The organism is Paenibacillus sp. yr247, from assembly GCF_900103825.1.
Lineage (GTDB): Bacteria > Bacillota > Bacilli > Paenibacillales > NBRC-103111 > Paenibacillus_E.
Window position 1 is genome coordinate 4,605 of the sequence record NZ_FNIF01000042.1, and the last position, 15,837, is coordinate 20,441.

Here is a 15,837-nt window from a genome sequence, read left to right on the forward strand (position 1 = left end):
GCACCCGTAGCACCCGTAGCACCCGTAGCTCCCGTAGCTCCTGCTGCACCCGTAGCACCTGTGGCTCCTGCTGCACCCGTAGCGCCCGTAGCACCTGTGGCTCCTGCTGCGCCCGTAGCGCCCGTAGCACCTGTGGCTCCTGCTGCGCCCGTAGCGCCCGTAGCACCTGTGGCTCCTGCTGCACCCGTAGCGCCCGTAGCACCTGCTGCACCTGTGGCTCCTACTGCACCCGTAGCACCCGCAGAACCCGTAGCGCCTGTAGCGCCCGTTGCCCCTGTGGCTCCTGCTGCACCCGCAGCGCCCGTAGCGCCCGTAGCACCTGTGGTCCCTGTTGCACCAGTAGCGCCCGTAGCACCTGTGGCTCCCGCTGCACCCGTAGCGCCCGTAGCACCTGTGGCTCCTGCTGCGCCTGCTGCGCCTGCTGCGCCCGTAGCACCTGTGGCTCCTGCTGCACCCGTAGCGCCCGTTGCACCTGCTGCACCTGTGGCTCCTACTGCACCAGTAGCACCCGCAGAACCCGTAGCGCCTGTAGCGCCCGTTGCCCCTGTGGCTCCTGCTGCACCCGCAGCGCCAGTAGCGCCCGTAGCACCTGTTGCACCAGTAGCGCCCGTAGCACCTGTTGCACCAGTAGCGCCCGTAGCACCTGTTGCACCTGTGGTTCCAGTTGCACCCGTAGCACCTGCTGCACCAGTAGCGCCTGTACCACCTGTGGCTCCAGTTGCACCCGTTGCACCTACTGCACCAGTAGCGCCTGTACCACCTGTGGCTCCAGTTGCACCCGTAGGACCTGCTGCACCTGTAGCGCCTGTACCACCTGTGGCTCCAGTTACACCTGTAGCGCCTGCTGCACCAGTAGCGCCTGCTGCACCAGTAGCGCCTGCTGCACCAGTAGCGCCTGTACCACCTGTGGCTCCAGTTGCACCCGTAGGACCTGCTGCACCTGTAGCGCCTGTACCACCTGTGGCTCCAGTTACACCTGTAGCGCCGGTTGCTCCTCCAGCGGCACCCGTAGGACCTGCTGCACCTGTAGGACCAGCGGCTCCATTTACTCCAGTAGCTCCTTGTGGTCCTAGTAGTCCTTGTAGTCCTTGTGGCCCTTGTGGACCTTGTAGTCCTTGTGGTCCTTGTGGTCCTTGTGGTCCTCGTGATCCTCGTGATCCTTTTCGTCCTTTTCGTCCTTTTGATCCTTTTGATCCTTTTGATCCTTGTGGTCCTCGTGGTCCTCGTGGTCCTTGTGTTCCTTGTAGTCCTTGTGGTGATGTGACATTGACTATAATTTTTTGTGTTTCAGCGCAATTACAATTAACTTCATTACACTTAGAACATCGTTTTTCTTCACATCGACAATGCCTGTGATTACAACGAGGGCATCGTTTTTCTTCACATCGACAATGCCTGTGATCACAACGAGGGCATCGTTTTTCTTCACATTGACAATGCCTGTGATCACAACGAGGGCAACGTTTGTTATTATGGAGACTATCTACTTTTTTTGAACATTTGAATTTATTCACTATAATTTTCTTCATGCATCGGTCCTCCTTTCTTGTACACCATATGAACAAGATTAAAGATCGTAACGGCTAGTACACAGGGGATTTCACTAACATTTTCCAAGCCCACTAATCACACATTTGCATATCTAGCAGTCATCAAATCTTAAATGCGAATAGATAAATTTGTGCTCTTCCGCACAAGCGAAATAACCGATTGCCTCTGCAACCGGTTTTGGTATTACAGTAATTGATGCTCAAACTTATAATCTCAAGTTATCATCACACTATGAAATAAAATTGCAAGATCAACTAAACAATCCAATCTCGATGATAAATAAAACATAATAGTCAGTAAATTCTGGACGATTTAAATAGAGTAAAGAGAAAGGATATTTTCATAAAAGACCTAAGTTTGTGAACTTACCTAAAAAGTATTGGGAATTAGCAGACCGCACAGAGAGAGCAATGAAGTAAAATAATGAGTCAATCGGTTCATCGAAGTATTTTAAGGAGGATATGGCTTTTTGAAAAAAAATACGCTGATCGGTCTGATTGGAAACGCGTTACAAAAAGGGTTTATGCTCAAGAACATATGAAACTGAAGATTTCAAGGCATATCACTTTAATCAGAATCGACAAAGTAAATGAGAATCACTTAGGCTTATCGAACTAAGAATGGAAATTTTGATTAGTTAAGATCATCAGAACTGCACCGTGAAGCTCTTCTTGAGAAATTAACAAGCTAGTCGAACACTCAAAATTTCGCAATTTTTATGCTGATATATCATCTATTGGGTACCTGAACAGGGAGGTGATATTTTCACACTTCTTATCAATAACAATGTAATTGCTGAAGTGGAATTGGATCGTAACAACCGTTAGACTGTTAATAATAAGTGGATTAAGTTTTATTAAGCTTTGAAGGAGAAGATTAGGTTATGAATAAAAATGTTAATACCAAAATGCAATTACTTGAGGCAGCAAAGAGTGTCTTTGCAAAGAAGGGGTTTGAGAATTTTACTTCACAGAATAATGATTCTGTGAAGTAAACTATAAGAAATTTCTATCCACGCCAGAATGCTGTTGCTTTTCTGCTGATTTGTGTTTTGTTTTTAACAAAGAATCTATCAATTACCTGCCCGTTAGGCGTATTGCTTATGCAAGCTGAATTTTCGAAATCACGAACTACATAAGAGCTGAACTACATAAGAGCAATCGGATTAGCCGGGTCTTCATGAATCGCCATATAAACCCGGGCAACCCCTGGCTCTGTCCATCCTGCAAAAAGACTGCTATTTTTACGAAGCGTTTTTTGCTATATTTGATTACTTGTTAGGATTAATATAGATGATAGACTTCGCAAAATTTTTGGTTAACTATTCAAGAACCCCACAGCAATGACTGTGGGGTTAAGCTACCACCAAAACATTGAGTTACCATCAGTCAAAGCTACTTTATTCACCCATCATCATTGAATCATAGACTTGCATGTCCAATTGTTTAGCTGCTTTCAAATTATATGTTTTCTCAAAGACGGGCTCCTGTGAAATTCTTGCACCGTAAAACATAATATCTTCTGTTTGTTGAGCACTTAGCTCAATCAGCGTTAATGGAAAGGGGACTTCCTTCATTTCTTTTGTAAGAATGATAGCTTCGCATTGAAAAGCCATAACTTTTTCATCAAAAAAGAAAGAAAATGAAACGTTAGGATGTGATTCTATATTGGACACAATATCAGATTTGCTCGATACAGCGATTCTTAACGTGTCTTGATTCACTCCAGCAATCCAGGACACGACGTTATGATGAATGTTCCCTGTTAGCTTGTTAAACGTTGTAAGAAAACCCATTCGCTCTTTCTCAAAAATATCTTTAAAATTCAAGATAGTCTTTTCTTGTCCCATTTTATATCCTCCTAAGTTGCATTCATCTTTTTCGGATGATGACTTTATTTACTCTCCGAAACCTTCAGACTCCCATTCGCAATTAAAATACGCAAAGCAAGCTGTAGATTAAACCGCTGATCGGGATTTTCCAAATCCATCTCACCGATTTCTCTTATACGTTGAATTCGATACTTTAACCCGCTTAACGATACACTCATCACACGAGCGGTTCGTTGTAGGTTGCACTCATTGGAAAGAAATACATGAAGTGTTTGAGTAAGGGTACCCCCTCCGCTCTCCTGATCGTATTGGAGAAGTTTATCCAAGGACTGTCTAGCGTATTTGAGAAGCTGTTCTTGTGCCGGGCTTGCATACAGCAAATCAAACACGCTCATCTCTTCTACTGAAATGATCTCGCTGTTTCGACCTAGTCGTTTCATTACCTGCAGTGTCTGGATACATTCTGTATATGTGGATCTCAACTGTTCGATCGAGACCGCCTCTCGGCTAATGCAGATTGAAATCGTAATATTTTCAAGCAGGTCCTTCTGACGTTTTTGGATGGTTCGTGCCAGTTTAACAGAATCTAATCCATTAAGACCCGTATTGACCAATAAAACGATCCCCTCACGTCTATCTACAACCAAAAAATCCTTGACGGAAGAAACGTTCAAATCTGATCGAATCAGGGTAAACAATTCATTTCGCATCCTATTGAGATGATCCTGATCTTTATTCTTATTGCTACCTATCTCAATAAGGATAAATCGATGTGGCAAATCAAAATCATAGCCCATATACATTGCCCGCTTGACTAAAGGTTCCATTGGGGTCGTACCCGACAACAGATCATCCAGAAATTCGCCTTTCAATCGATGTTCCGTATCCAAAGCGGTCCGTTCTTTCAACAGGTCCACTCCCATGACAGCGGCGGCGCGTTCAACGATCATATGTCTTAGTTCCTTGTCTGTTCCCTCAACGTGGATCACAGTGAGATATCCCATAACGTCTTCACCTAGTATTATAGGAACCGCAGTTCTTCTTCGAAAGGCAGGATCCTCATCAAAGCTCAATTCCAAGGCGCGCTTTTCTTGTATTAACTGTCTCAAACGGATTCGCAACTCGGGACTTTTCTCTCGGGAAGGGCTTAGAAGGTATTGGTTTACTTCCGAATCATCCCCGGGCGGCATCCACCAAGTGAGCGGACGAAAATATCTGTCCTGGACAATAACCGGAGAATTCAGCATTTGCCCTATCGTGTCAATGATAACTTGTCTGCTTTGTCCTGCCAGGACCATCCGGCTTAGCTGTTCATGAATGTCCATAATACTTCGCAGCATATTATTTTTATTTTGAATCAGAAGGAGAGCCTCTTCCAACTCCTCACCTATTTTAGAAGCCTCGTAATATAATAACTCTTTACTGATCTCATTTCCCCAGTCTTCTACCGTTTTCCCCACAAATCGGCATTGATCATCACCGCGTCCTACGCAAGTGATTTCTTTGTACAAAATTCTGCGGCCGAATAAACCGCTAGAAACGCCTCCCGCATACCCAATCAGCGTCCAACAGACAGGATCTTCAGTAAGTCCAAAGTGTTGAATATGCTGCTCCGCTTCATAGGAATTCGTCCAAATTCCCTCCATGAAAAACTTCCCCTGTTCAGGGTGTACTTGGAGATTTTGTATCTGCACATGGACTACCCCTTCTTGCATGTGGAAAATTGTCCCCTGCCGATGCAGAAACTCAAGCGAGGCGTTACCATATTGCCGTTTAATCGAAGACGCATCTTTATACCCGCATTCCCAGCCATAGCGAAGCAGAAACCCTTTGGCTCGTTCTCGTCCTAATGTGGATACAAGATCACGACGAAGCATGCCAAGCGCTTCCGCATTGATCAATAGAAAGCGCTCACCTTTAAACGTAAGCTGCCCGGGTTGAAATTCAAGATCCGAAACATTAAAGGAAGTTAAAGCTTCGTCCATATTCGTCCTCCTCAAATGAATACCAAAGTCCATCTCCTGATAGTAAAAAAGGGCACATGTGCGTGCCCAAGCCACTTCTATAGTATAACCTTTTATTGGTTTTTGAAAATCACTAATCCAGTTCACTCATCCACTCTCTCAATAATGGTTGCCAGACCTTGTCCGACACCAATACAAAGAGTCGCTAAGCCATACCTTCCGCCGCTTCGTTGAAGCTGACGTGCCAATGTCCCCACAAGTCGCGCTCCAGAACAGCCTAGAGGATGCCCTATCGCGATAGCTCCCCCATTTGGATTTACTTTTTGATCATCCAATCCAAGTTCTTGGATGCATGCGATGGACTGTGAGGCGAAAGCCTCATTTAACTCCACCCAATCCAATTGATCTACCGTTAGATTAGCTAATTGGAGAGCTTTGCGAGTTGCGCCGATCGGTCCGATTCCCATCACACTAGGGTCGACGCCTGAAGAGGCGGAAACGACATAACGAGCCAATGGCTTTAATCCCAATTCGCGCCCCTTCCGTTCAGATACCAATAACAGCGCTGCCGCACCATCATTAAGACCTGATGCGTTACCTGCAGTAACAGATCCTTCTTTCTTAAATGCTGGCTTTAATTTGGATAGAGCCTCCAACGAGGTATCTGGTCGCAGAAACTCATCTGTATCGACAACAAACTCTTTTCCTTTACGGTCACGTACGGTTATCGGCACAATTTCCTCTTTAAAAATGCCTTCAGCTTGAGCTCGAGCAGCCTTTTGCTGGCTTGCCAAGGCAAATTCATCCTGCGCTTGACGAGAAACCTCATATTGAAAAGCCACATTTTCTGCCGTTTCTCCCATACTTTCCATGGAATAAGGAAAATTCGGGTTTACCATACGCCAGCCAAGAGTGGTATCGTAAAGCGTTTGATTGCCGCGACCAAACTCCATTTCCGGTTTGAGCATGACGTTAGGCGATCTGGTCATGCTTTCAACGCCCCCGGCAATCGCTACATCAATTTCGCCCAAGGAAATAGCTCTTGCAGCCTGATTTACGGCCTCTAGCCCGGATGCACAAAGACGGTTCACTGTCACACCAGGAACATCCACCGGCAATCCGGCAAGCAGCAATCCCATCCTGGCTACATTACGATTGTCCTCCCCAGCTTGGTTGGCACAGCCCATAAACACTTCATCTATGATACTCGGATCAATACCTGCGCGTTCAACCGCTTTCCCGATCACATGAGCGGCCAAATCATCTGGCCTAACCAGCTTTAATCCACCATTTAGCCGACCAATCGGAGTTCTTATATAGTCAACAATCCATACATTTTGGGTCATTTCGTTTCATCCTCCAATAAAGAGATTAGAAAATTGGCCTCCGTATGTTTTTTCACTTCTTCTATACCAACACCAGGCATCAATTCAACAAGAGTCAACCCTTCAGGCCCAACGGTGAATACAGCAAGCTCGGTAATAATCATGTCCACTTTTCTTTCAGCTGTTATAGGAAGCGTGCAGCGATCAACAATTTTAGGTGTTCCATCGCTTGCTGAGTGGGTCATAGTGACAATAACTTTCTTAGCTCCAACTAATAGATCCATCGCTCCCCCAACGCCAAGTATGGCTTTTCCGGGAACAGACCAATTGGAAATTCGGCCAGTTGCATCCACTTGTAGTGTGCCGAGGATAGCAACATCGACATGGTGACCACGGATCATTGCAAATGAATCTGCACTGGAAAAAAAGCTGCTCCCTATCGTTTCTGTAACCGGAAGCTTCCCTGCATTCACCAAATCAGGATCAATCTCATCTTCACCAGGTGTCGGTCCTACACCAAGCAAACCATTTTCCGTATGGATGAATACATCAATCCCGCCTGGAACAAAATCGGCTACAAGCGTAGGAATGCCAATTCCAAGGTTGACTACATCCCCATCGGATAACTCCTCAGCAGCACGTTTGGCAATTTGTTGCTTAAGATCAAGCATTGGATTCACCCCTTTGTACGATATAATCAACAAACATGTGAGGTGTAACAATGCTTTCTGGATCCAGAGCCCCTGGTTCAACGATTTCATCTACTTCTACGATGACCCTGTTTGCCGCAGTAGCCATTACCGGATTAAAGTTGCGAGCCGTCTTCCGATAGATGAGATTTCCTAATCGATCCGCTTTATAAGCCCGGATGAGCGCAACATCAGCAAGCAACGGCTTCTCGAGCACATATAGATGACCATTGATTTCTCTTGTCTCTTTATCTTCCCCTAGCAGCGTGCCAGCCGATGTCCGGGTGTAAAACCCGCCAAGCCCTGCACCGCCTGCACGAATGGCTTCAGCAAATGTCCCTTGCGGAATGAGTTCAATTTGGAGTTTCTTTTCATTATAAAAACGGGCAACATTGGGGTTACTGGTAAAATAGGAGCCGATAGCTTTCTCGATCTGTCCGTTATCCAATAAAGGATCCAGTCCTTTTCCCGGCTCCCCAATGTTATTGCTTATGATGGTTAGCTTATTCTGTCCTTGCCGATGAAGCTCACTAATTAAGACCAGCGGACTTCCTACCACGCCAAATCCACCGACCATGACTTTCATCCCGGGGCGAATCAATGAGATTGCCTCTTCCTTCGAAATTACTTTGTTTTTCATTGCAGCCTCCCCCTTTCTTTTTCAGAGAAGTTCCTATTTATAAATCAATTCCCTGATCAGGACGTTTACCGATGAAAGCAAACTCCAGCAATTTTCGAATTGAACGTATATCGATTGGACGCGGATTGAAGTAAGGGTTCTTGGTAGCCAGTTCAGCAGCTTGATCCAGGTCATTCTCATTCATGCCGATTTCAGCTAATGACGTTGGGGCATCCAATGATTTTGCCAGATCGAAAAGAGTACCTGCAACATTATTCTCATCACTTCCAATGGCTCTTGCAATCGCTTTTACAGCCTCCGGGGCGTAACTTGCATTGTACCAAATCGCATAAGGCAGTATGACCGTATGGGTTTCAGCATGCGGAAGATTGTAGCTTCCTCCTAAGACGTGACATAGCTTGTGATGCAAGGCCATTCCTACAGATCCAAGCACGGTTCCTCCCAACCAACAACCATAAAGCGCTTCGGAACGCCCATTCAAATTGTTGGGATCAGCCACAACCTGTGGCAGACTGGAACTAAGCGCACGGATTCCGTCCTCAGCTAGAAGCGAAGTGATGGGGTTGGCGTTTTCAGCGTATAGAGCCTCTACGCAATGAGCAATTGCGTTCATACCGCTGGTTACGGTCAAACGTGAAGGTAACGTAACAGTGAGCTTAGGATCATAGATCACGGTCTTTGGCTTAACGATCAGATTTCTGCCCGTTTTTTTATGTCCATTCTCTGTGATTCCCCAAATAGGCGTCATCTCCGAACCAGCATAAGTAGTAGGAATAGCCAGGATCGGAAGAGAAGTATTTAATGCAATGGCTTTGGCTAGACCGATGGAAGAACCCCCGCCAATTGGAATAAGGCTGTCGACATCGAGATCTCGCACAAGCACAAGCGATTCCTCAACTGTTTCAATAGGGACATGCTGGATCGCTTTTGCATGAACTTCTACACATAGGTCACCGAGTAAGCCGGCAACTTCGCGGGCGAGCGACTCTTGTCCGGGTGTGGATATAACCAATGCCCTATGCGCTCCTAAAGCCTTCAGTTCAGCGCTTACTTCTGTGAGCAGTCCTGCTCCGAAGATGACCCTGGCCGCTTGAACTTCGTATTGAAATTTATTCATTTTGAAGCCCTCCTCGAATGGGGATACTATCGTTACATACGGTGCGGGTGAAGGATGAAATCATAACTGCTCTTATAGAAAGGCCTATCCAGCCCTCGCTTTCGCATTTCATCAGGACTGTCGCACTTTTCAATACTTAAGATGAGCGATTCCTTCACTGCTCCAATCGAATCCGAATCAATCCACGGATCATTCGGAATAAAGAGTTGGGTTGTAAACGTTCTTTGTCCATCTGCAGACACCTTAAAGTGAATATGAGCCGGCCGCCAGGAATGCCGGCCTATGGCTTTCATAAGATCGCCAACAGGTCCAGTCTTGCCAATTTCATAAGGAGCGGGTACTATCGTTCTAAATTCAAACTTTCCATTCTCATCGCTGAGTATTCTACCGCGAAGGTTAAAGTCCGGCTGATCAGGATCTTCATTCTCGTAAATTCCATGCTCATTCGTTTGCCAAACATCGAGAACTGCGTGCGCCAGTGGACGTCCGTCTTCGAAAGATAAGATGCGACCGGACATAAAGAGAATGTCACCTCCGGAATACTCCGGGCAGATATTAGCCGGGGTATGCATGAGTGGAGCTTCGTTGCGGTATAGAGGTCCTTCCACACTATTTGCCGTAGCACTCTCATGATGCTGAGAACTGTGAGTAATATTGTCCACAAGCACGGAAACACCTAGCACATCCGACAGCAAAAGATACTGATTTTTTTGGCCAATCTGATACAAGAAATCAATAGCTTTGATAAGTTCATCTTCGGTAACTTGAAACTCTTGTACCACATCATGAAGATGCTGTGTCAATTTCGCAGTTATTGCAGCAAGTCTTACATTCATATGAATGAAACCTCCTCAATGTATAAAAAGTGAAAGAAGTATGACCTTCTTATTAAACCGAGAGCTTGTAACCCGTACCCATTAGAAAGTCGGGACGACCGAGTAGTCTAGAAGCTCTTTCTACTTGCCCCAATTGAAGGTAACTTCGAATCAAAGTGGAGGAAACCACTTCCCCTTCAACAACTATAGGTGAAGCTACATGTACCGCAATTCCATGTTTCGCACATAACTGCTCGAGTATTTCAGGTGTACCTACCCGTTCCTTTCCAAACCTGAAGTTGTACCCAATCGTAACATCGCAAGTTTGTATGTTTGTTATCAATATGTCCTCAACGAACTTTTCAGGGGAAAGGTCTGCAAACTCCCGGGTAAAGGGCAGAACAAGATGCACATCGACACCAAGGGAGGCAAGCAAAGTTGAACGTGCGGTAACGGATTGAAGCTGGAACGGCTCCGTACCGGGTCGTAAGACAGCAGCTGGATGGCGATCAAAACTGATTACAACGGACTGCCCTCCGTTTGAACGCGCTCGGCGAACGATCTGCTCCACAAGATGTTGATGTCCAAGGTGAATCCCGTCCCACTTTCCTATCGCGACCCAACTTCCATTTCCTTTCTTTGGCACCTCCGATGGAAATTGTACAATCTTCATGTCCCATAGCCACCTTTCCCCCGTTTTACAACCTTCATAGGAACCTAAACGTTTAGCCCGCTTCCTTTTTTAGCAATTAGATTGACATCGTCAGGATTAATCCAAGTAGAATCTTTCCATCCATCGAGATCGTATTCACTCATGCATTGTTCAACAAAACCTTTGAAGGAATCCGCAGATCCATTTCCCATGGCCGTGAACAAGTTATGAATACGAATATCCTCGTGGTTCCCCGTATAATTGCGTTCATATAATTCATGTCTGCCGCCAAATTCGGTTCCTACAGCATCCCAGAGAAGCTTAATAACTTTTACTTTTTCGAGACTGTCATATCCGTTAGAACCGCGGTAAAATCTGTCCAAATAGGGGCGAAGCTCCGGATTTTTAAAATCTGCTGCGTTAGAAGGCTGTACAATTAGCCCTCCTGCAACTGTGTTTTCAATAATTTCTTTTACCCTTGGCCAAGCAAGGTTAGAAAAAACACGATAGGCTTGCCCGTATTCCAGGTTAGGAAGCACGGTGCCGTTTGGCCCTTTATCCGGATCCTTAGCCATCGCAGTGCTTAGACCCCATAACACGTTTCGCCAAGCGATAATTTCCCCTACATTCGCTTGCACGCCACGGAATTGATTGGTTCCAGATGTTTCGGTGGCTTTCATGAGCAAACCGGCCATGAAATCCATCTTAACCGCTAATCGGGTACAGCCGTGGAAAGTGAATAGATTCGCAAAGCCGGATTCTTTGAAAAAGCTGTTTCCTTTTTCGATATTTTTGTAAACCAATATATTCTCCCAAGGAATCAGAGCTTTATCGAGAATGAGTACCGCATCATTCTCATCCAAGCGGCTGGATAGCGGATTGTCAAACGGGCTTCCCATCACTGCTGAATTCATTTCGAAGGAGGGACGGCAGAGCAGCTTCACCCCAGGCGTATCTTGACCGACAAAGAAAACAAGAGCGAATTCTTCTCTTTCAAGCGGTAGAGTGCCGTTGTAGGCTATAAAATTGTAATTTGTGATTGCTGAACCAGTGGCTACCATTTTGGCACCGCTTACAATAATACCGGCATCCGTTTCCTTCTCAACGTGAATAAATACATCTTTAGCCTCATGAATCGGTTTATTCCGGTCTACAGGCGGGTTAATAATCGCATGGTTGATAAATAAAACCTTCTCTTGTGCTTCCTTATACCAACGAGTAGCATTGTCCTGATATGGGGCATAAAACTCCGGATTACCACCGAGCGTAGCCAAAAAAGATCCCTTATAATCCGGTGTGCGGCCCATCCACCCATAAGTGAGCCGCGCCCACTCAACGATGGCATCTCGGGCCTGCAGCAGTTCATCCGAATTACGGCTGGCTTTGAAAAACTTCTGTGTAAAGCTTCCGCCTCCAGTATCCGTTGGCGAAGTCAACGTCTCATGGTATTTAGGATCATGAAGTGCATCATACAAGCGGGCAACGGAGCGAACCGAATTGCGAAAGGCCGGATGTGTAGTTACATCCTTAACCCGTTCACCATTTAACCATACTTCCCTTCCATCACGAATGCTATCGATATACTCGCTTCCAGTCATTGGTTTACGTGTCGTTTCCTTCATCATCGTTCCTCCTAGGTTATTGAAGTATGATACAGATGGCTCTGAACGTTACCCATACTTTTGTATCGACTACTAACGATTACATCATAACAATCAATCATAAGAATGTAACCGCTTACTAAAGCTCAACTCGATTGGTTCTTTCCGCCTTAATCGGCCGAACAGGATGGAAAATAGACCATCATGGTTAGCCCACATATGTAGGTATGTTAAAATACGGGTTTAGGCATAATATTAAAAAGAGCCTGATCTCTCAGGCTTTTGCAAAAAAAATGTTTTGTAGGTAAATTTGTTTCGGCATTGGACATTTGACAAGCGACCACAAAGAAAAGGTTGAATCCGTTTGCTTATTTGATACCGTTTCCTTCGCCTTCAATATAATACATAGACTCCTTGTGGGATGTTGGGTTCAGCATATCTCCCATCTTTGACTAGCTGTGCAATAACTTTGGCATCCTTTACATCACTTTTTGTAAGAGAATTGTCATCTAATTCTTTACTTTTCTTAACGCGTGCATATGCCCGTTAGCTCAACAGGCTATAAAGTTGCAATCAACTTACACTGATTAATTTGATGAGAAATGTATAGGTTAACAAATCACTTCTTTTTGAACCATTCCGACTGTGGCAATGATACTTTGTTCTTGTCCAAAAAATCATCTAACAGTATAAGTTCTTGTCTAAATTACGGCAAGAGATTTATGTTCTTGTACAAAAATTCGGCAATAGATATTTGTTCTTAGCACTAATATTAATTGCTTATTTCTCGTATAACGACCCTAAATAGATTATTAATTGGTTTAATTACACTCCGTAAATGTGATATATTATGCGATGAAATCCACCATGGCAAAGGATATATGTTCTTGTCCTAGATTGTCAAAGGATATAAGTTCTTGTCTTGCGGAAAAGACAAGAACTTATATCCTTAAAATAAAAAAACCGCGCGGCGCGCAGATCTCTATAGATATATGTTCTTGTCCTCTTACATGTAACGAACTTCCCCTAAATGATGACACAAATTTAACGTTCTCCGTTAGTTGAATGCCGTCAACTATTCCAATATTAATTTTCCATCGAACTTTTTATAATCTTTAAATACTCTTTGATGATGTCTTGCGAAAAGCACACTGGAGGCTTCTGGTAAATTATCCAATGGGTAAAATTCAGCGTCTACACTTTCGTTTGTCTCTTTTTCAAGAGTACCCGACCACTTATCCACCCGAAATAAATATTCAATTACGTGATGCTCGTTTCCCCAACGGTCCGTGAATGTTTGTGTTGTCGGAGAAGAATAAATAGCAATTAATGTTGCCTGAAAAACGTCAAGCCCTGTTTCTTCTTTAACCTCACGTTTCATCGCATCAAACACGGATTCATCTAATTCCATAGCTCCTGCAGGCATACCCCATTTTTTATCAACATGACGCTTTATAAACAAGGCACGACCTTCATTATCAAGTAAGATTGCTCGTACTGAATTTACGATTATCTTTTGCGTACCAACCACTTTGCGAAGTTTACCTAAATACGAATCATTCCAACTATCGCTCATATTTATCACCTTTTGGATTATTCTGGATGATATTATCATACACCTTGGAACCTATCTACAAAATAATTAAATTTAGATGGATTCGTTCTAATATTGGTATCAAAAAAGTTTACTCCCTGTTAAATTATGTAACTATGCTGCCCTTTAGTTTAATCAGCCCGTCTTCCCTGTCTAGGATTAAGCGTCTATGTTTGTGTGGTTGACTCGCAACAAAAAAACATATGTGCATAAAAATAAAAAAACTAATTTGCGGGAATCTCTAAGCACCTATGTTAGTGTCGCCGGACAAATTTTTAATGAATAACTGTTGCAGCTCCGATCACCTTCCGAATTATCTGATCTAATATCCTCGGCTTACGTCCACTGAATGGCTAATTCGTTCTTGCCCGCTATCAATTTCTCCTAGCACGGAGAGCAAGCCGTCCATCGCTTCATCCAGCCCGGTAACGGCAGAAATATGCGGGGTAATGATCACATTCGGATGAGCCCACATCGGCGATTGTGCGGGCAAAGGTTCCTCTCTAAACACATCAAGAACAGCTCTGCGCACCTGGCCTCGTTCAATCGCCCCGAGCAGTGCGTTTTCATCCACCGAAGCTCCCCGGCCCACATTTATAAAGCCTGCACCGTGCATGCAGGAAAACAAACGCATTTCAAATAATCTTTCGGTGATTGGTGTTAAGGGTAGCGTGTTAATAACCCAGTCGGCCTGTGCTAACAACGAGTGCACCTCGGTAATCGGAAGGACCCTATAAAAATGACAGTTCGATGCGCCGCTGCGAGATATTCCGTATACGGTTACCCCGAATGTTCTAAGTATCCTCGCCACTTCCTCGCCAATCGATCCGGTACCGAAAATGACGATGTTCAGCTGATGCAGAAGCTTCTGCTGTGAAGGCAGCCATTGTCGTTCGGTCTGATACTGCTGAAAATTTTCATGACGCTGTACATCCGCAAGAATATAACTTAAGCAATATTCCCCTATTTTCCGCCCAAAGCAGCCGACCGTACGCGTTAATAATACATCCTTTTTCCATTCACGATTATATAAAAATGCATCAACGCCAGCTCCAAGCGCATGAACCCACCGCAACCTACCAAAATGAAACGACTCTGTCGGTCTAAATGCCACATAACCATCTGCCCAGTCGAAATGATTCGTGCTTACCTCCGCCTCTGGAAGAAACATATACTCTCTCTTAGTATCCAGCAAGGCTAGCTTCTCTAGATCTTTGTACATCCGTCCGGTCACTATAATTTTTTTAATATCCATCTGCCATGCCCCCTCAGAATCCGTAAAACCACGTGATAATAACCCATTTTACCACGGTAGGTTCTCTTTTTAAATTGAACTCTCCTGCCCAACAAGCAAAGGCCGCCCATTGTGGCAGCCTTTGCTTTGTTGTACTGCCCGTTTGTTGAGTAAGTGAGTCAAATGCTAAAGATGCCTGTCACAACAAGGATTACTTTATGCGAGCATTGACGATAAAACCGATTTCGGCAGCTTGCAGACTACGCTGTAGGCGGGGTTAAACATGTTGGCAATTTCATATTCCACTGCTTGTCCCAGCAATAAGCTGGCTTCCGAAGACGTTAAGCCGAAATCTTCCTGCAGCAGCCGAAACATTTCGGTCGTTGCATGTTGAAGCGCCTGGTCAAGCGGCCGTGCATTGCCGATACAAAACCAATGCGTGTCGGTTTCACCCCGCGGCCAGCCTATCATTTTGCCTTTTTGAACGCTAACTGTGAACCGAACGTCCATCGATATTTCGAGTCCTGTACCGATAATTTCACCATCGCCTTGCAAGGCATGACCATCACCCAAATAAAACAATGCACCTTTGGACGACACCGGAAAATAAACTGTAGTGCCTGCGACCAGTCCTTTATAGTCCATGTTACCGCCATACTCGCCGCTCGTTGCAGTTGAGATGAACTGCCCCTTGGAAGGCGCTACACCAAAACAGCCTAGAAAAGGCCGCAAAGGCAGCTTCAATTCAGCCAGCCCCGGCGTTGGCTCCTTGAGAAAAGCAACCCCCTGTGGTACATCCACCGTCCAGCGTACGATGTCCGATG

At 45.0% G+C, this 15,837-nt stretch carries 12 protein-coding genes and 2 pseudogenes; all 14 read right to left on the reverse strand.

What is annotated here, in order from left to right; translation table 11 throughout:
- Positions 1-1,529, reverse strand: a pseudogene (locus tag BLT91_RS28780) (hypothetical protein); the annotation flags it as partial.
- 1,421 nt (positions 1,530-2,950) lie between these two features.
- A complete protein-coding gene (locus tag BLT91_RS28785) occupies positions 2,951-3,400 on the reverse strand; it encodes a PNPOx family protein (protein WP_090827552.1) in 450 nt (149 codons plus the stop codon).
- Between the two features lie 44 nt (positions 3,401-3,444).
- Positions 3,445-5,367, reverse strand: a complete 1,923-nt coding sequence (locus tag BLT91_RS28790; protein ID WP_175532581.1) for a XylR N-terminal domain-containing protein — start codon at positions 5,365-5,367, stop codon at positions 3,445-3,447.
- Positions 5,368-5,489: 122 nt separating this feature from the next.
- On the reverse strand, positions 5,490-6,692 hold the full coding sequence (locus BLT91_RS28795; protein ID WP_090827557.1) for a thiolase family protein: 1,203 nt from the start codon (positions 6,690-6,692) through the stop codon (positions 5,490-5,492).
- Entirely contained in the window at positions 6,689-7,342 is a 654-nt protein-coding gene (locus BLT91_RS28800) for a 3-oxoacid CoA-transferase subunit B (protein ID WP_090827559.1), read from the reverse strand. Before BLT91_RS28800 ends, BLT91_RS28795 begins: the two co-directional genes overlap by 4 nt.
- Positions 7,335-8,000 carry a CoA transferase subunit A gene (locus tag BLT91_RS28805; RefSeq protein WP_090827561.1) on the reverse strand — a complete coding sequence of 222 codons (666 nt, stop codon included), beginning with the start codon at positions 7,998-8,000 and terminating at the stop codon, positions 7,335-7,337. The genes BLT91_RS28800 and BLT91_RS28805 overlap by 8 nt, the downstream gene beginning before the upstream one ends.
- Positions 8,001-8,037: 37 nt before the next feature.
- Complete coding sequence (locus BLT91_RS28810; protein WP_090827563.1) at positions 8,038-9,117, reverse strand: maleylacetate reductase; 1,080 nt, start codon at positions 9,115-9,117, stop codon at positions 8,038-8,040.
- 32 nt (positions 9,118-9,149) lie between these two features.
- Positions 9,150-9,953 (reverse strand): dioxygenase family protein, encoded by an 804-nt coding sequence (locus BLT91_RS28815; RefSeq protein ID WP_090827565.1) that lies wholly within the window; start codon positions 9,951-9,953, stop codon positions 9,150-9,152.
- Positions 9,954-10,005: 52 nt separating this feature from the next.
- On the reverse strand, positions 10,006-10,605 hold the full coding sequence (locus BLT91_RS28820; protein ID WP_090827567.1) for an FAD synthetase family protein: 600 nt from the start codon (positions 10,603-10,605) through the stop codon (positions 10,006-10,008).
- 44 nt (positions 10,606-10,649) lie between these two features.
- The gene (locus tag BLT91_RS28825; RefSeq protein WP_090827569.1) at positions 10,650-12,209 is read right to left on the reverse strand and encodes a 4-hydroxyphenylacetate 3-hydroxylase family protein; all 1,560 of its coding nucleotides are present in this window, start codon (positions 12,207-12,209) and stop codon (positions 10,650-10,652) included.
- Between the two features lie 381 nt (positions 12,210-12,590).
- Positions 12,591-12,716, reverse strand: a pseudogene (locus tag BLT91_RS31035) (IS110 family transposase); the annotation flags it as partial.
- A 544-nt stretch (positions 12,717-13,260) separates the two neighbouring features.
- Positions 13,261-13,761 carry an NUDIX domain-containing protein gene (locus tag BLT91_RS28830; RefSeq protein ID WP_175532582.1) on the reverse strand — a complete coding sequence of 167 codons (501 nt, stop codon included), beginning with the start codon at positions 13,759-13,761 and terminating at the stop codon, positions 13,261-13,263.
- Between the two features lie 340 nt (positions 13,762-14,101).
- On the reverse strand, positions 14,102-15,034 hold the full coding sequence (locus BLT91_RS28835) for a D-2-hydroxyacid dehydrogenase (protein WP_090827572.1): 933 nt from the start codon (positions 15,032-15,034) through the stop codon (positions 14,102-14,104).
- A 195-nt stretch (positions 15,035-15,229) separates the two neighbouring features.
- The coding region (locus BLT91_RS28840; protein WP_141225115.1) for an acetamidase/formamidase family protein at positions 15,230-15,837 on the reverse strand (608 nt) is incomplete at its 5' end.